Genomic DNA, 16091 nt, shown 5'->3' with positions numbered 1-16091 from the left:
TGCAAACTTAACCGGCTATCTCGCAACGCCGACCCGACTTGTATTCGATTCAACTGCTGTCTGCCGTAATCGCACTGGCGCTGGCCCAGGCTCCCGCGCCCGGGGCGGAGCAGGTCGGCGCGGCCATGGCTTGTCCGCCGCCGGCGCCGCTGCGTATTCCCGAGGTCTCGCAGGATGCGCCGCTCGGGGTCACGGATATTCACGCCGGGCGCCTGGACGCCAGCCGCCAGGAACAGGTGCGCTTCCGCGACAGCGTGCGGCTGCAGCAGGGGCACCAGCAGCTCGAAACCGATGAGCTCATCTATGAACCCGACAGTGGGCGGGTGCGCATACCCGGCTGGCTGCGCTACAGCGATCCGCGGCTCAATGTCGATGCCGAGCGTGCCGTCTATGAAACACGCAGCCGGTCCGGCCGTTTTGAACAAGTTCATTACGCCATTCCCGGAACGACAGCGCACGGCTCGGCCGCCTCGGTCGCCCTGGAGAGCCCGGAAAATGCGCGCCTGGAGAGCTTTGGCTTCACCACATGCCCGCCAGAGCAGCCCGATTGGCGGCTGGAGGCCTCCAGCGTGGACATGGATCTGGAGGCCGGCGTCGGCCGGGCCCGCAACGCCCGCCTGAGCTTCAAGGGCTTTCCGCTGCTGTATACGCCGTGGCTGAGTTTTCCGCTCGATGACAGCCGCAAGAGCGGCTTTCTCTATCCCGGCTTCGGTTACTCGGCCAATGACGGCTTCGATCTGTCCGTGCCCTGGTATTGGAATATTGCCCCCAACCAGGACGCCACCATTACCGGCCGCTGGATTGAAAAACGCGGGCCGATCCTCGGGCTGGAGCATCGTTTTCTCACGCCGAGCCAGGCCGGTGAATTTCGCATGGAGTGGCTGCCCGATGACCGCAGAACCGGGAACAGTCGTTATTATGGCCAGTTCGACTACCGCATCAGGCCCGCGCCGGGCTGGTCGGCACGCGCGGACCTGCAGCGCGCCAGCGACGAAAATTACTTCATCGATCTGGGCAGCAACCTGAACGATTCGGCGATTCAGTTTCTGCGTTCTTCGGTGAGCCTGCGCGGCACCGGGCGCTACTGGGCGCTGGACCTGCTGGCCGATACCTTTCAGGTGCTCGATGAGTCCGTCGGCCCCGGGCGCGAGCCCTACCGGCGCCTGCCGCGGGCGCTGCTCGACGTGGACCGGCCGATGCCCGGCAACCTGCGCTTCTCGCTCGATGCCGAAGCGGTGTACTTCGATCGCGATGTAGGCGTGACCGGAACGCGTGTCGATCTGTTTCCGCGCCTGCACTACGATCTGGTTCGGCCCGGCTGGCACGTGCGCCCGGCCGTGGGGCTGCGCTCCACGGCCTATCAGCTCGACCACGGCATGCAATCCAGCCTCGATCGGACCCTGCCGATCACCACCGTCGATGCCGGGCTGACCTTCGAGCGCAGGCTGGGCAGCGGACGCGTCCAGACCCTGGAGCCGCGGCTGTATTATCTGTACGTGCCGTATCGGGAGCAGGCGCACTATCCGGATTTCGACACCCGTGATCTGACCTTCGGATTCAGCCAGCTGTTTCACTACAACCGCTTCAGCGGCCCTGACCGCCAGGGCGATGCCAATCAGCTCACGCTGGCGCTGACCTCTCGCCTGCTCGATGCCGAAGACGGCTTCAGCCGCCTGGAGGCCAGCGTTGGCCAGATCGTCTATTTTCGCGACCTGCGCGTGCAGCTTGATGGCCAGGCCGTCGAAACCCGCGGCCGCTCTGCGACGGTGGCCGAAATGACCTGGCGGCCGGCGCGTCGGCTGGCGCTTCAGGCCGGGCTGCAGTGGGATGACGAAGCCAGTGAAACCGAAGTTGCGCGTTTGGGTCTCAACTGGCAGGGTCGGGATGCGCGGCAATTGGCCCTGGGTTATCGTTTTCGCCGCGACCGGGTCGACCAGGCGGATCTGCGCTTTCGTTACCCGGTAACCGGGCAGTTGAACCTGATTGGCCGTGTGACTTATTCGTTCGAGGAAAATGAGACACTGGAAATGCTCGGCGGGCTGGAATACGACAGCTGCTGCTGGTCGCTGCGACTGACCGCGCGCGAATGGGTGCGCAACCGCGAATCGGACAAGCGCACGGCATTTTTCCTGGAGCTGGAGCTCAAGGGCCTGGGCAGCGTTGGCCGTGCCCCCTACCAGCTGTTTTCCGATGCGCTGTGGCGCTGACCCGATTTTCTTCCAAAGACAACCGGAACCGTAATGAAACAGGCAAAGACTCAAACCCTGACCGTGCTGGCGCTGCTGGCGCTGCTGGTGCCGCTGCCGGCCTTCGCTCAGGATGCAACCGAGAATCAGGGCGGGAGCAAAAGCGAGACCATCGATCGCATCGTGGCGTTGGTTGAAGAAGACGTCATTTTGCAAAGCGAGCTCGACGAGGCGATCGAGACGATCGAGCAACAGGTCAGGGCCCGGGGCGAAAATCTGCCGCCGCGCAGCGTCATGGAAGAGCAGGTGCTCGAGCGCCTGATCGTACAGCGCCTGCAGCTGCAGCGCGCCGAGCAGGGCGGCATTCGCGTCTCCGATGCGGATGTCGATAATGCGCTCAATCGGGTGGCCCAGCAGAACCGGCTTTCCCTCACCGAGCTGCGCGATGCACTGGAGTCCGACGGCATCGACTTTTCCGAGTTTCGCCGTGAAATTCGCAACGAGATCATGGTTTCGCGCATGCAGCAGCGCATTGTCGAGTCGATGGACGAGATCAGCGAGACCGAAGTCGACATCATGCTCGCATCCGAACGCTTCAGCGGGCAGGAATACCTGCTGTCGCAGATCGTCATTACCGTGCCGGAATCGGCCTCGCCCGCCGAGGTGCGTCAGGCCGAGTCGCGAATTGCGCAGATTTATGATCAGCTCGATGAAGGCATGGCCTTCTCCGCGGCTGCCATCAGCTACTCCCAGGCGCCGGACGCACTGGAGGGCGGCGATGTCGGCTGGCGTAGCGCCAGCGCTCTGCCCAGGGTGTTTGCCGAAGCCATCGAGGGCACGCAGCCCGGTCAGGTGACCGAGCCGTTGCGCACGCCGGCAGGCTTTGTCATTCTCAAGATTCGCGATGTGCGCGAGGCCGGCGCCATGATGGTCGAGGAGTATCGTGCGCGCCATTTGCTGATCAGCCCGTCGGAGCTGCTCACGCCCGAGCAGGCGCGCGAGGAAATTCAGGATCTCAGGCAGCGAGTCGAGCAGGGCGAGGACTTTGCCAAGCTGGCGCGGGAGTACTCCGATGACTCGTCGACCGCCAACATCGGCGGCATGATGGAGTGGTTTCCTCCCGGCAGCGAGGGGCGGCATATTCAGCAGGTAGTGGAGACACTCGAGCCCGGTGAATTGAGCGAGCCGTTTCAGAGCGCGCAGGGCTGGCACCTGATCAAGCTGCTTGACGTGCGCCAGACCGACCGCGGTGAAGACATCCGGCGCGCTCAGGCGCGGGAAATGCTCAGAGAGCAGAAATCCCAGGAAGAGCTGGATCGCTTCATGCGCGAGATGCGCAATGAATCGTTCGTCGAGATTCGCCTGTAGTCGCGGCATCGATGGCGCTCGAGCAGCTCATTCTCACGCCGGGTGAGCCCGCCGGGATCGGGCCGGAACTGGCCTGTCGGGTCGCGCTGATGGATCCGGGCCTGGTCCTGGTGGCCGATCCCGATTTGCTGCGCCGGACTGTCGAACGGCTGGGCCTGGACACCGCGGTACACGAGCTGAGCTCGGTCGACTCCGGCGCCACCGGCGGCATTCGCTGTCTGCCCGTTGCGCTCCGGCAACCGGTCCGGCCCGGGCACCCCGACCCGGCCAATGCCCAGTACGTGCTCGAATGCCTGCGAACGGCGGTGCGCCACTGCCAGGCCGGGCGCGTTCACGGCCTGGTGACCGGGCCCGTGCACAAGGGGGTCATCAACGAAGCCGGAGTGGCATTCAGCGGCCATACCGAGTTTCTTGCTGCTGAAGCCGGGGTGGCGCGGGTGGTCATGCTGCTGGTTGCCGGGCGGGTGCGGGTGGCGCTGGCCACCACTCATCTGCCGCTGGCCGACGTGCCTGCGGCGGTTACCAGCGACAGCCTCGGCCAGACGCTCGAGATCCTGCATCAAGGGCTGCGCAACCAGTTCGGTCTGGCCGCTCCCGATATTGCCGTGCTCGGTCTCAATCCGCACGCCGGCGAGGGCGGGCATCTGGGACGCGAAGAGATCGAAATCATCGAGCCGCTGATGGCGAGACTTGGCCGGCGCATGGCCCTGACCGGACCGCTGCCTGCCGATACCGCCTTCGTGCCCGATCGCCTGCGCACGTTCGACGCCGTGCTGGCGATGTATCACGATCAGGGCCTGCCGGTGCTCAAGCACATCGGTTTTGGCCATGCCGTCAACGTGACCCTGGGGCTGCCGTTCATACGCACCTCGGTCGATCACGGCACGGCCTTTGATCTGGCCGGCACCGGCAGAGCCGACTCCGGCAGCCTGAACGCCGCCATCAGCCAGGCGCGCGGCATGCGGCGGCCGGATGGCCGGACCGCTCGCTGATGGCGCTGCCGTGATCAAGCCGCATCGGCCGCGCAAGCGCTTCGGCCAGCATTTTCTTCACGACCCCGGCGTTATAGCCCGGTTGGTTGCCGCCATCAGGCCCGGCGAGGACGACACCATCATCGAGATCGGCCCGGGTGAAGGCGTGCTTACCCGGCCGCTGCTGGAGGCCGGTGCGCGCGTGACCGCCATCGAGCTTGATCGCGATCTGGCCGCGACACTGCCCGAGCGTCTGGAATTTCCCGAGAGATTGGCGGTCCTTCAGGCCGATGTGCTGCAAGTCGATGCGGCCACTCTCGCGGCGCCAGCGTCAGGATTGCGGGTGGTGGGCAACCTGCCCTACAACATTTCCACGCCGATCATGTTTCACCTGTTCCAGTGGCGCGATTCGATCAGCGACATGCACTTCATGCTGCAAAAGGAAGTGGTCGATCGCCTGGTGGCCGGCCCCGGATCGAAACAATACGGCCGCCTGTCGGTGATGGCGGCTTTTCACTGCCGGACCGAGCGCCTGTTCAACGTGCCGCCGGGCGCATTCCGGCCCCCACCGAAGGTGGATTCGGCCATTGTGCGCCTGGTGCCGAAGCGGCTTGACGCCGAAACCCTTGCCCGGCTGCCGCAGCTCGAAGAAGTTGTCCGCCGCGCCTTCGGCCAGCGTCGCAAGACCCTGCGCAACGCCCTGAAGGGGGGCCTGGACGAGGCGGCGATTGCGGCGGCGGGAGTCGACCCGAAGGCCCGGGCCGAGACGCTCTCGCTGTATCAGTACCTGGCTTTGGCAAACCGGCTGGGCGGCGGCTGAACCCTGCTCACCACTCGGCAATCTTCCAGTAGGCGGGCTTGACCGGTGCCATGTGTTCGTGCCGGCTCTCGAGCTGGCCGTCACCGTCGTCGTCGATCAAATAATAGGAAGGCCCGCCTTCGAGCGGCGTGACCTTGATCATGTAGACCTGGCCGCCGGAGCTGTACTCCTCGACGATGCGGTCGTCTTCGCGGCGAATGACCACCTGCGGCTGGATCTGCTCGTCCGGATCCTGCACCTTGGGCGGCAGCGGCTCGCGAATCGGTGGTGGCGGTGGCGCATCCGACGGCGGTGGCTCGTTCTGAGACAGCGCCGGAATTGGAGCCATCATCAGCGTGATCGCAAAAACAAGCAGAACAGGACGCAGCATGGTGGAGTGCTCCAGAGTGACTGCCTCCCAGTCTAGCAAAGACATGGCTGTGACCCCGTTGATTCAGCACGCGCGCGCTGGCTGCTGCACCGCGAGCGTTATGATGGGCGGCCACGTTTCACGGAATTGCCGAGCATGTCCAAACAAGCTCCAGTGTGTCTGGTTGACGGGTCTTCCTACCTTTACCGCGCTTTCCACGCCCTGCCCAGCCTGACCAGCGCCGACGGGCAGCCTACCGGCGCCGTTTTCGGCGTCGCCAACATGCTGCGGCGCATGCTCGAGCAGTACCAGCCGGAGCAGGTCGCGGTTATTTTCGATGCGCCCGGAAAGACCTTCCGCCACGCCACCTATGCCGAATACAAGGCCAATCGGCCGCCGATGCCCGACGAGCTCAGAAGCCAGATCGAGCCGCTGCACGAGCTGATCGATGCGATGGGCCTGCCGCGGCTGGTGATCGAGGAAGTGGAAGCCGACGACGTGATTGCCACTCTCGCGCGGCAGGCGCGCGAGGACGGGCGTGAGGTGCTGATTTCATCCGGCGACAAGGATCTGGCCCAGCTGGTAACCGACGGGGTGACGCTCGAAGACACCATGCAGGACAAGCGCTACGACCCCGAGGCGGTCGAACAGCGGTTCGGCGTTGGCCCGGCGCTGGTCGGCGACTTGCTGGCGCTGATGGGCGACAGCTCCGACAATATCCCCGGCGTAGACAAGGTCGGCCCGAAGACGGCGGTCAAGTGGCTCAAGCAGTATGGCGATCTCGACGGCGTGATCGAGCATGCCGAAGAGATCGGCGGCAAGGTTGGTGAAAACCTGCGCTCCGGTCTGGAGCAGCTCAGGCTCTCGCGCGAGCTGGTCGAGCTGCGCGATTCCGTCGAGCTCGACGGCGGCCGCGAGATGCTCGAGCGTCGAGAGCCCGACCGCGAGCGGATGGTCGAGCTGCTCAAGCGCTTCGGGTTTTCTTCTTGGCTGAAGCAATACATCGATGGCGAGGCCGAAGGGACGGGCGCCGGCGGTGATCTGGAAGTCGAGACCGTCACCACGCGCAAGCAGCTGCAGGCGCTGGTGGAGGTGCTGGAGGCAGCCGAGCTGATTGCCTTCGACACCGAGACCACCAGCCTGGAGCCGTTGAATGCGGATCTGGTCGGCTTCTCGTTTGCCGTCGAGGTCGGCAAGGCCTGGTATGTGCCGCTGGCGCATGCCGATCAGAGCAACGAGTTCACCGCCGCAGAAGCCATCGAAGCCCTGCGTGGCGTCATCGAGAGTGACGAGCGGCCCAAGGTCGGCCAGCACCTCAAATACGATCTCAACGTGCTCGAGCGCGCCGGAATCCGGCTCGGCGGCATCCGCCACGACACCATGCTGCAATCCTACTGCCTGCATTCGACGGCCACGCGCCACGACATGGATTCTCTGGCTGCCCGCTATCTCGGGCGTCGAACGACGCCGTATGAAGACGTGGCCGGCAAGGGGAAAAAGCAGGTCACCTTCGATCAGGTGCCCGTCGCGACCGCCGCCGGCTACGCCGGTGAGGATGCCGATGTCACCCTGGCGTTGCATCACCACCTCTGGCCCCGGCTTGAAAGTCTGGACGGGCCGGCGCGCATCTATTCCGAGCTGGAGATTCCGCTGATTCCGGTGCTGGCGCGCATGGAGCGCACCGGCGTGGCGCTGGATGCCGACGTGCTGCGCACACAGAGCCGTAAGATCGAACAGCGGCTGGACCAGCTGGCCGAGGCCGCTTTCAACGAGGCCGGTCAGGAGTTCAATCTGGGCTCGCCCAAGCAGCTGCAGGAAATCCTGTTCGAAAAGCTCGGTTTGCCGGTCAAGCGCAAAACGCCCAAGGGTCAGCCGTCGACGGCCGAAGACGTGCTCCAGGAGTTGGCCCACGAGAACCACGAACTGCCCAGGCTGATCCTGGAGCAGCGTGGCCTGGCCAAGCTCAAGAATACCTATACCGACCGCCTGCCCGAGCGCATCCATCCGCGCACCGGCCGGGTGCACACACACTACCACCAGGCTGTGACTGCGACCGGGCGCCTGTCGTCGGCCGATCCCAATCTGCAGAACATCCCGATTCGCACCAGCGAAGGTCGGCGTATCCGCAAGGCCTTTATCGCGCCGCAAGGCAGCGTGCTGCTGGCGGCCGACTATTCTCAGGTCGAGCTGCGCATCATGGCGCATCTGTCGGGTGATGCGCGGCTGCTGAAAGCCTTTGCCGACGGCGAGGACATTCACCGGGCGACCGCCGCCGAGGTCTTCGGACTGGCCATCGACAAGGTCGACGACAGCCAGCGGCGCGCGGCCAAGGCGATCAATTTCGGCCTGATGTACGGCATGAGCGCCTGGGGCTTGTCGCGCCAGCTCGAGCTCACGCGCAACCAGGCTCAGGAATACATCGATCGCTATTTCGACCGCTATCCGGGCGTGCGCACCTTCATGGACGACATTCGCGAGCGCGCGCGCGAGCAGGGCTATGTGGAAACGCTGTTCGGCCGACGCCTGTGGGCCGATGAGATTCGCTCGCGCAACAACCAGCGCCGTCAGGCCGCCGAGCGCGCTGCCATCAACGCCCCCATGCAGGGCACGGCGGCTGACATCATCAAGCGCGCCATGATTGATGTGGATGCCTGGATCCGGGCCGAAAACGTGCCCGCAAGGCTGGTCATGCAGGTGCACGACGAACTGATACTGGAAGTGCACGCCAAAGCCCTCGAGCGCGTGCGTGAAGGCGTGATCGAGCGCATGCAGAATGCAGCCGAACTGGACGTCGAGCTGCTGGTCGAAGCCAACAGCGGATCGAGCTGGGAATCCGCTCATTAGGGGCTCTCAGGCGATTGCCGACGCCCGGAAAAGCCGAAAAACGAAATTATTCATGAATTCAGGTGAATTTCCGGAACTTTTACCCGGATGCCCTGGTCTATTCAGTCACCATGCGCATGGTGGGGTCCGCTTCCCTCCCTAGGCGGACCCATTGGATTCGGTTACAGTCCCCAAACCGGATCCGACTACAGGCCCCGGGTCCTCCCTCGCCCGGGGCCTTTTTTATTCCGGAATCGTCATGCCCTCCGACGATTTCCCGGAATTCTGTGCAGAGGAAAACTTCACCCCTTGGCTCCGGCGGCCACCGGCAGCTACGTGCTCGATCGATTTCTTTCACTGCGGTTTGTCTCGCGCGCGTCCCGAGCCCCGAACCGCGGCGATATACTGGCGGTTTGCTTTGCGATAGAGGGCTTTCCTGATGCTTGAAGTGATCATTCTTGCTGCCGGCGAGGGCAAGCGGATGAATTCGGCCCGTCCCAAGGTGCTGCAGCCGGTAGGCGGGCGGCCGATGTTGCAGCATCTGGTTGACGCCGCCGGCGCGCTCGAGCCCGCTGCGATTCGTGTCGTGGTGGGCGCCGGTGCCGAGCAGGTCAGGGCCGCGCTGGAGGGGCAGGCGCTGGAATGGGTGCTGCAGGCCGAGCGCCGCGGCACCGGGCACGCCGCTTTGCAGGCGCTGCCCGAGATCGATGCGCACGCCCGGGTGCTGATTCTGCCCGGCGACATGCCGTTGATTGGCACCGAGACGCTCGCCGCACTGCTTGCTTCATCGGCCGATCTGGCGGTGCTGAGCTTCATCGCCGACGATCCCGCCGGCTATGGTCGGATTGTCCGTACCGAGGGTCGCGTCACCGCCATTCGGGAAGAAAAAGACGCCAGCGACGAAGAGCGACGCATCAATGAAGTCAACAGTGGCGTGCTTTGTGCCCGCGCCGGCCGGCTGTCTGCCTGGCTCGATCGCATCGGCGACGACAACGCCCAGGGCGAGTACTATCTCACCGATTGTATTGGCGTCGCCGCCCGCGCCGGCTGCAGTGTCGAGGCGATCGTGGCCGCTGACGCCGACGAGCTGCTGGGCGCCAATGACCGCGCCCAGCTGGCAGCGCTCGAGGGCGTGTTCCAGCGCCGCGCCCGCGCAAGCTTGCTGACCGCCGGCGTTACCCTGCTCGACCCCGACAGCGTGCAGCTGCGCGGCACGCTCGAAGCCGGCCGCGATGTGAGTATCGACGTCAACGTGGTGCTCGAAGGCCGCAATCATTTCGGCGACGGGGTGACGATCGGACCCGGCTGCGTGATCCGTGACTGTGACCTGGCCGCCGGCACCCGGGTGGAGCCGATGAGCGTGCTTGAGGGCGTGCGCACCACCGGCGCCTGCTCGATCGGCCCGTTTGCACGGCTGCGGCCCGGTACGGAGCTGGCCGCCGGCGTAAAAGTGGGCAATTTCGTCGAGATCAAGCAAGCCCGGCTGGCCGCTGGCGCGAAGGCCTCGCATCTGAGCTACATCGGCGATGCCGAGATCGGCGCGCAAGCCAACATCGGCGCCGGCACCATCACCTGTAACTACGACGGCGCCAACAAGCACCTCACGGTGATCGGTGAGAGCGCTTTCATCGGCTCCAACTCGGCGCTGGTGGCTCCGGTGAACATCGGTCGTGGTGCGACCATCGGCGCCGGCAGCGTCATCTCCGCAGACGCGCCGGCGCAGCAGCTTACGCTGGCCCGTGCTCAGCAGCGCAGCCTTCCGGAGTGGAAGCGCCCGCAGGCCAAAGACGGGAAATGACGCCATCCAGAGACCGGCATGTCGGGCCTGGCCGGTGCGCAGGCGGGACCGGAAGTGCTAGACTCGAAACATCGAAGCCGGTTCGCGGCGTCAGCCGCGACTGCCGCCAGGCACAGGCTGGACGATTTGAACTTGAAAAGCCGTGAAGGAGTCAGAACAATGACCGAGGAACACTCTCCGGAGGCCGCCCCCGGAGCGCAGGACAAGGAAACCAGTACCTGGGCGATGATCCTGCATCTGTCGGTGCTCTCAGGGCTGATCGTGCCGATGGCCGGTCTGATTGTCCCCATCGTGATCTACATTCTGAAAAAGGACAGCCTGCCGGGCCTGGAGCCGCACGGACACGTGGTATTCAACTGGATGATCAGCGCGGTGATTTATGCCATTGCCAGCATGATTCTGATGATCGTCGGGATTGGTTTTCTGCTGTTGGCAGCCCTGGCGCTGGTGAGCCTGGTCTTTCCCATCATCGGTGGCGTCAAGGCCTCCGAAGGAGAAATCTGGCCCTATCCGCTTTCAATCAAGTTTTTCAAGTAAGGTCGCTTCAAGTAGCGTTATTCAAACAGCTTTGACTCGAGTAATGAACAAGGTGCTGGTCGGACGAACCCCTGCGGTTCTGCTGATGACGGTGCCGGGAAATCAATGACAATGACTGCAAAAAAACCTGCCCTGGTTTACGAAAACCTCGTCTTTTTCATCGCCATCGCCGTGCTGGGTTTCATTGCCGCGCCGGTGTGGCTGGTGCTTCACGGCTTCAGTGGCTGGACCTGGTTGTTCGCCGGCATTTTCTGGGTGCTCAGCGGCCTGTCCATCACCGCCGGCTACCACCGCCTGTGGTCGCACCGCACGTACAAGGCCGCTTGGCCGCTGCGACTGTTCTTTGCCATCTTTGGCGCCCAGTCCCTGCAGAACTCGATTCTTGTCTGGGCGGCGCGCCACCGCGTGCATCATCGTCATGTTGACGATGCCGAGCGTGATCCGTACTCGATCACGGCCGGATTCTGGCACGCACACATGGGCTGGATGCTGCGCAAGTGGCCGACCAGCGAAATCAATTTCGATCAGGTTCGCGACCTCGAGCGCGACCCGATCGTGATGTGGCAGCACCGTTATTATTGGCCGCTGACCTGGTTCATGAACCTCGGTCTGCCGTTGCTGCTGGGCTGGATGGTTGGCGATATCGTCGGCATGGTGCTGCTCGCCGGTGCCTTCCGCGTGGCGTTCTCGCAGCACTGCACCTTTTTCATCAACTCGCTGGCGCACACGCTCGGCAAGCGTGAGCACAACCTCGGCAATACCGCGCGCGACAGCAGTATTGTCGCGTTGCTGACCTGGGGCGAGGGCTACCATAATTTTCACCATGCCTTTCAGGCCGATTACCGCAACGGCATTCGCTGGTGGCAGTTTGACCCGGGCAAGTGGCTGATTGCCGCTTCCTCCTGGGTGGGCCTGGCGCATGAGCTGCGACGCACGCCGCGCTTCAAGATTCGCCGTGCGCGCCTTCAGGTTCAGTTCCAAGAGCTGCAGGAACGCATCGCCGGTGATCCCCGCGCGAGGAGCTGGTCAGAAACCATCGAGCACGAGTACCAGCAGTTCAAGGAGACGATTGCGCAGTGGCAGGCCGTTCAGGCCGAACGCGTCGCCGCGGGCAAGGCCGCGATTCGCGACAAGTGGCGTCGCACCGAACTGTCCACGCGCTATCGTGAGCTTGAATACCGCCTCAAGATGCAGACCCGGCGTCTGGCCACCATCCAGCGCGCCGCGGCGGCGGCGTAGTGATTGGCGTGACTGGCGGTGCGGAGTGCTGCGTGAGGTCGAGGGCGGCTTTGCCGCCCCATCGCCGGGTATTCAGCTCTCCAGGCCGAAAAAGCGTTCCGCAGTAGCCGTCGTTTCCTTCGCCAGTTGATCCGGGCTCACGCCGCGGCAGGCGGCGACGGTGCCGGCAACCCAGGGCAGCCAACGCGGCTCGTTGCGGCGCGTCTTGACGCGTGGGCGCATGTTGCGCGGCTTGAGGTAGGGCGCGTCGGTTTCGATCATCAGGCGATCGGTCGGGACCTCATGTACGAACTCCTTGAGGTGATGGCCACGGCGCTCGTCGCAGATCCAGCCGGTGATGCCGATATGGCAGTCCAGCTCCAGGTATTCGAGCATGGCCTCCCGCGTATCGGTAAAACAGTGCACGACCGCTGCGCTCAGGTGCGGGCGGAATTCACGCAAGATCGCGATGAAGTCATCGTGCGCTTCGCGCTGATGCAGGAAAACCGGCTTGCCGCAGTCGGCGGCCAGCTCGAGCTGTTTTTCGAACGCACGGCGCTGCGCCGGGCGGGGTGAGAAATCACGAAAGTAGTCGAGCCCGCATTCGCCAACGGCCACCACGGCCGCGTGACGGTGCAGCTCGGCGATCACGCTCAGGCTGTCGCGACTGAGCTCGCCGACATAGTGCGGGTGGATGCCGGCAGTGGCGTAGAGCACGCCGGGCCATTCTTCGGCCAGTCGGCAGGCGGCCACGCTGGCCGATTCAGTGGCGCCGGTGACAATCATCCGGCTCACGCCCTCGGCCTGTGCAGCCTCGATGACGGCCTGCCGGTCGGCGTCAAACGACTCGTGAGTCAGGTTGCAGCCAATATCAATGAGTTCCATGGCGAGCGATTGTAGCCGCTTGCCGTCGGCAGCTGTGGCTGACGACCGCGGGTGCGCTCAGTCCAGTCGAATCTTGAGCAGGCTGGCCATCTGCGGGGCGACTTTCGGCGTCACCAGATCAGCCAGAGTGTATTGCCTCAGGGTGTCGAGAAACGCTTGCAGGGCCTCATCGAGCATCCGCGGCAAGCGGCAGGCCGGCGTGATGACACAACGATTGTCCGGGCGGAAGCACTCGACCAGGCCGAAGTCCGGCTCCATGTCGCAGATGACCTCGCCCACATTGATGGCGTCCGGCTTTCGCGCCAGCTGAATGCCGCCGCCGCTGCCCCGGGTGGACTTGACATAGCCATTGAGCGCGAGCTTGTGCACCACCTTCATCAGGTGGTTGCGAGAAATCGAGAAGGCGTCGGAGATTTCCTGAATGGTGACGCGCCGCTCGCCGGTCACGGCCAGATGCATCAACACCCGCAACGACAGGTCGGCATGATGAGTCAGGCGCATGGCAAGGCGCTCAACCGGGCCGCCCGTCGGCGCGCGGGCTTGTGAGAATGGGCAGATAGAGCCAGAGAAACAGTGCGAAGGCGGCGCACCAGGCCGTGGTGGTGACCATGACGCCGCCGCGCCAGGGCAGCCAGCCCAGGGCAGTGGCGAGCCGAACGAGCGCTGCCGTCAGAATCAGAACGTAGGTGGCAACTGCGCCTTTCGGCAGCTCCAGCGGGCGTCCGGTGTGCCCCAGGGCAACGCGTGTCATCACGCCCATGATCATCACCCCCATGGCGCCGGGTCCCAGCGCGTGCATCCACGCGGTGGAGGAGGGCGTGCCGGTACCGAGGCTGAAGGCCATCAGGATCAGGCCCAGCGGAATCCACGCGTAACCGATATGGAGAATCCAGACCAGAGCATCGCTTCTTGCGCGCCAGCCTTGCCAGCCGATCACGCGGACGGCGTTGGCAATGCCCGCCAGGCCGGCGAGCCCGGCCAGCACCAACGCCGGGGCGCCGGCGAGCAGGCTCAGCACCAGCAAGGCCGCCGAAGTGATGCTCGCCGTTTCCACCAGCGGCCAGCTGCGCACCTGCTCGGGCGACATCTGCTGGCGCAGCATCCAGTTGCGCGTGAAAGCCGGAGTGATTCGTCCGCCGATGATGATGATGAGCACAGCGATCAGGCCCACCGTACCGAGCTCGACGCGCCGTACCAGGGCAGGTTCATGCGCCAGCCAGCCGGCATGGAACAGCAGGTTGGCAAGAGCCAGGGCGGAAACCACCGCAACCAGAGGCAGGTTGCGGTAATTGCCCGAGCCGATGATCACGCGCCCGGCGTAAACCGCCACGGCGGCAAAAAAGGCCACGTCGATCAGCGCAACCAGCCCGGCCGGCAGCAGCGCTGACAGCCACAAGGCGACGCGCCCGGCCAGCCACAGGCCGAACAGCAACTGCAGGCCGCGGCCCGACAGTGGCTGCGCCCCGGTCCAGTTGCACATGGCGGTGAGCAAAAATCCGGCGATCGCTGCGCCGACCATGCCGAACAGCATTTCGTGGCTGTGCCACTGCAGCGGCGAGTAGTCGCCGGCCAGCGGCCAGCCCAGCAGCAAGACACCCAGCCAGCCTACGACCGCCAGCATGGCGTAGCCCGAGGCCGCCAGGAAAAAAGGGCGAAAAGGACAGGCCCAGAGGGCCGACTCGATTTTCAGCGTAGCAGTCAGGGTACGGGTTGGCATCTGGTTGCAGTCCGGACGTGGTTGACCCGCGATGGACGGGTCAGTATGAAAGTCAGCACGAAGAGGAACAGAATCATTACGCCGGCCAGCAATGCAGGCCTTGCGCCGAGCAGCCACAGTGAGATGGCGCTTGTTGCCATCAGAGCCCCAGCCAGGCACTTGGCCCGCACCGGTATGACGCCGTGGCGCTGCCAGGCGCGAAGCGTGGCACCGTAGCGCGGGTGCCGGTAGAGACGAAAACGCAGTCGCGGGCTGGCACGCGATCCTGACCACAGGGCAAACAGCAGAAACGGCGTTGTTGGCAGTACCGGCAGCACCGCCCCGGCCGCACCCAGGCCGATCGCGGCCCAGGTCAGCGATAGCCATATCCAGCGTGGTATTGGTCTGCCGAGCCTGATCATGCATCAAGTATACCTTTTTGCCGCTGTGGCTGTCATCGTCGCTTTGCTGGCCGGTGCCTGCCGGTGCTTTCGGCATGCAGCCAGGCCGGGACCTGCCATCCCGAAAGCGCCTTTCGCCGCTTTTTGTTGCCCACCCCGCCGCCGGAACGATTAGAATTGTGCGCCAACCGTGGTTGACGATTCACCAACCCCTGTTGCCGGCTTAGCTCAGTTGGTAGAGCGGCTGATTTGTAATCAGTAGGTCGGGAGTTCGAATCTCTCAGCCGGCACCATTTCCTTCCAACAGCCCGGACACTTTTCAGGCCTCCTTGCGCTGGCCGGAGTCGTATTCGAACTCCCGACAATCGACAATCGAGTTCGAACCGAGCGGCGCAGCCGCGAGCTCGCTGGAGCGCAGCGACAGCCCGAAGGGCCAGGCCGCGTAGCGGCCGCTGCCATCCCTCAGCCGGCACCAATTTAAAAACGCCCAAAAACAGTTGGTTACCAGACCATTACCGCAGCCACTCCTTATCCTTTGTTGGTCTAATAGTTCATTGCTGGTCTATTGGCGGTCTATTTGGTGGGGACGTGTTCCTCTGCTTGCCCATTTTCGGGCGCGCTAGCTGCCAGATTCCCTGCAGAGCCTCCAGGCTCCCGGCAAAGGAAGGGGATCGTCTACTGCCTTCACTGTGAAGCAACCTTGGACAACCGGTCGATCCATGTCGCCAGAAATAGAGTCTCCACCCACCGGCGGCAGTGAATCGGCTGGCCTTTGTTTCTCCAAAGTGGTCCTCTAGGTCACTGACAAAACTGCCAGATTGAGGATTTGTCAGCTTTGTCAGTACGCCAGACTGCTTATGCAAGTTTCTTCGCCGAATACTGACACAGGCAGCGCTCCGAGTTACTGTCAAGTCTGGTGTATGACCACTGGCTCATCAAGCGGCGTCCCTGCTGATTTTGCGTTCATCTATTCCGTCGATGAACTTCACGCCGGCAACGACATCGGCCAGTTGCCGGAAGCCCCGCAGTCTGCGCCAGC

13 protein-coding genes and 1 tRNA gene are annotated in these 16091 nt (G+C 64.1%); 9 read left to right on the top strand and 5 right to left on the bottom strand.

Annotation, left to right across the window (positions count from 1 at the left end; all coding sequences use genetic code 11):
* The first annotated feature begins 38 nt into the window (after positions 1-38).
* From ACEWQZ_RS06235 to rsmA, 4 genes are read left to right on the top strand one after another with little or no spacing between them, the layout of a single operon-like run.
* A complete protein-coding gene (locus ACEWQZ_RS06235) occupies positions 39-2207 on the top strand; it encodes an LPS-assembly protein LptD (RefSeq protein WP_476482212.1) in 2169 nt (722 codons plus the stop codon).
* 33 nt (positions 2208-2240) lie between these two features.
* On the top strand, positions 2241-3554 hold the full coding sequence (locus tag ACEWQZ_RS06230) for a peptidylprolyl isomerase (protein WP_476482211.1): 1314 nt from the start codon (positions 2241-2243) through the stop codon (positions 3552-3554).
* Positions 3555-3565: 11 nt separating this feature from the next.
* Positions 3566-4546 carry a 4-hydroxythreonine-4-phosphate dehydrogenase PdxA gene (gene pdxA, locus ACEWQZ_RS06225; protein ID WP_476482210.1) on the top strand — a complete coding sequence of 327 codons (981 nt, stop codon included), beginning with the start codon at positions 3566-3568 and terminating at the stop codon, positions 4544-4546.
* Positions 4527-5345: a 16S rRNA (adenine(1518)-N(6)/adenine(1519)-N(6))-dimethyltransferase RsmA gene (rsmA, locus tag ACEWQZ_RS06220; protein ID WP_476482209.1), complete on the top strand. Its 819-nt coding sequence runs from the start codon at positions 4527-4529 to the stop codon at positions 5343-5345. Before pdxA ends, rsmA begins: the two co-directional genes overlap by 20 nt.
* Before the next feature lie 7 nt (positions 5346-5352).
* Here the strand turns inward: rsmA and ACEWQZ_RS06215 are convergent, their stop codons facing one another.
* Positions 5353-5760 carry a DUF2782 domain-containing protein gene (locus tag ACEWQZ_RS06215; RefSeq protein WP_476482208.1) on the bottom strand — a complete coding sequence of 136 codons (408 nt, stop codon included), beginning with the start codon at positions 5758-5760 and terminating at the stop codon, positions 5353-5355.
* Between the two features lie 90 nt (positions 5761-5850).
* Between ACEWQZ_RS06215 and polA the strand changes: the two genes are divergently transcribed.
* The 4 genes from polA to ACEWQZ_RS06195 all read left to right on the top strand — a co-directional run bounded on the left by polA (position 5851) and on the right by ACEWQZ_RS06195 (position 12091).
* On the top strand, positions 5851-8538 hold the full coding sequence (gene polA / locus ACEWQZ_RS06210) for a DNA polymerase I (RefSeq protein ID WP_476482207.1): 2688 nt from the start codon (positions 5851-5853) through the stop codon (positions 8536-8538).
* Positions 8539-8956: 418 nt separating this feature from the next.
* Positions 8957-10315: a bifunctional UDP-N-acetylglucosamine diphosphorylase/glucosamine-1-phosphate N-acetyltransferase GlmU gene (glmU, locus tag ACEWQZ_RS06205; RefSeq protein WP_476482206.1), complete on the top strand. Its 1359-nt coding sequence runs from the start codon at positions 8957-8959 to the stop codon at positions 10313-10315.
* 18 nt (positions 10316-10333) lie between these two features.
* Complete coding sequence (locus tag ACEWQZ_RS06200) at positions 10334-10852, top strand: DUF4870 domain-containing protein (RefSeq protein WP_476482205.1); 519 nt, start codon at positions 10334-10336, stop codon at positions 10850-10852.
* Between the two features lie 111 nt (positions 10853-10963).
* Entirely contained in the window at positions 10964-12091 is a 1128-nt protein-coding gene (locus ACEWQZ_RS06195) for an acyl-CoA desaturase (RefSeq protein ID WP_476482204.1), read from the top strand.
* Positions 12092-12163: 72 nt separating this feature from the next.
* On the opposite strand, the gene ACEWQZ_RS06190 is transcribed toward ACEWQZ_RS06195, so the two are convergent.
* From ACEWQZ_RS06190 to ACEWQZ_RS06175, 4 genes are read right to left on the bottom strand one after another with little or no spacing between them, the layout of a single operon-like run.
* On the bottom strand, positions 12164-12955 hold the full coding sequence (locus ACEWQZ_RS06190) for a TatD family hydrolase (protein ID WP_476482203.1): 792 nt from the start codon (positions 12953-12955) through the stop codon (positions 12164-12166).
* A 57-nt stretch (positions 12956-13012) separates the two neighbouring features.
* Positions 13013-13456 (bottom strand): RrF2 family transcriptional regulator, encoded by a 444-nt coding sequence (locus tag ACEWQZ_RS06185; RefSeq protein ID WP_476482202.1) that lies wholly within the window; start codon positions 13454-13456, stop codon positions 13013-13015.
* 10 nt (positions 13457-13466) lie between these two features.
* Positions 13467-14672 (bottom strand): NnrS family protein, encoded by a 1206-nt coding sequence (locus tag ACEWQZ_RS06180; RefSeq protein ID WP_476482201.1) that lies wholly within the window; start codon positions 14670-14672, stop codon positions 13467-13469.
* On the bottom strand, positions 14654-15073 hold the full coding sequence (locus ACEWQZ_RS06175) for a YbaN family protein (RefSeq protein ID WP_476482200.1): 420 nt from the start codon (positions 15071-15073) through the stop codon (positions 14654-14656). The genes ACEWQZ_RS06180 and ACEWQZ_RS06175 overlap by 19 nt, the downstream gene beginning before the upstream one ends.
* A 196-nt stretch (positions 15074-15269) precedes the next feature.
* Here ACEWQZ_RS06175 and ACEWQZ_RS06170 point away from each other — a divergent pair.
* Positions 15270-15345, top strand: a tRNA-Thr gene (locus tag ACEWQZ_RS06170).
* Positions 15346-16091 lie beyond the last annotated feature (746 nt).

It is taken from the genome of Wenzhouxiangella sp. YN1 (genome assembly GCF_056324145.1).
The sequence above is the reverse complement of the archived record's forward strand: the minus strand, read 5'-3'. Positions and strand labels throughout refer to the sequence as shown.

Coding starts and splice junctions, on each gene's coding strand:
- ACEWQZ_RS06230 (WP_476482211.1), top strand. CDS start 2,241: ATGAAACAGGCAAAGACTCAAACCCTGACCGTGCTGGCGCTGCTGGCG.
- pdxA (WP_476482210.1), top strand. CDS start 3,566: ATGGCGCTCGAGCAGCTCATTCTCACGCCGGGTGAGCCCGCCGGGATC.
- rsmA (WP_476482209.1), top strand. CDS start 4,527: ATGGCCGGACCGCTCGCTGATGGCGCTGCCGTGATCAAGCCGCATCGG.
- ACEWQZ_RS06215 (WP_476482208.1), bottom strand. CDS start 5,760: ATGTCTTTGCTAGACTGGGAGGCAGTCACTCTGGAGCACTCCACCATG.
- polA (WP_476482207.1), top strand. CDS start 5,851: ATGTCCAAACAAGCTCCAGTGTGTCTGGTTGACGGGTCTTCCTACCTT.
- glmU (WP_476482206.1), top strand. CDS start 8,957: ATGCTTGAAGTGATCATTCTTGCTGCCGGCGAGGGCAAGCGGATGAAT.
- ACEWQZ_RS06200 (WP_476482205.1), top strand. CDS start 10,334: ATGTCGGGCCTGGCCGGTGCGCAGGCGGGACCGGAAGTGCTAGACTCG.
- ACEWQZ_RS06195 (WP_476482204.1), top strand. CDS start 10,964: ATGACTGCAAAAAAACCTGCCCTGGTTTACGAAAACCTCGTCTTTTTC.
- ACEWQZ_RS06190 (WP_476482203.1), bottom strand. CDS start 12,955: ATGGAACTCATTGATATTGGCTGCAACCTGACTCACGAGTCGTTTGAC.
- ACEWQZ_RS06185 (WP_476482202.1), bottom strand. CDS start 13,456: ATGCGCCTGACTCATCATGCCGACCTGTCGTTGCGGGTGTTGATGCAT.
- ACEWQZ_RS06180 (WP_476482201.1), bottom strand. CDS start 14,672: ATGCCAACCCGTACCCTGACTGCTACGCTGAAAATCGAGTCGGCCCTC.
- ACEWQZ_RS06175 (WP_476482200.1), bottom strand. CDS start 15,073: ATGATCAGGCTCGGCAGACCAATACCACGCTGGATATGGCTATCGCTG.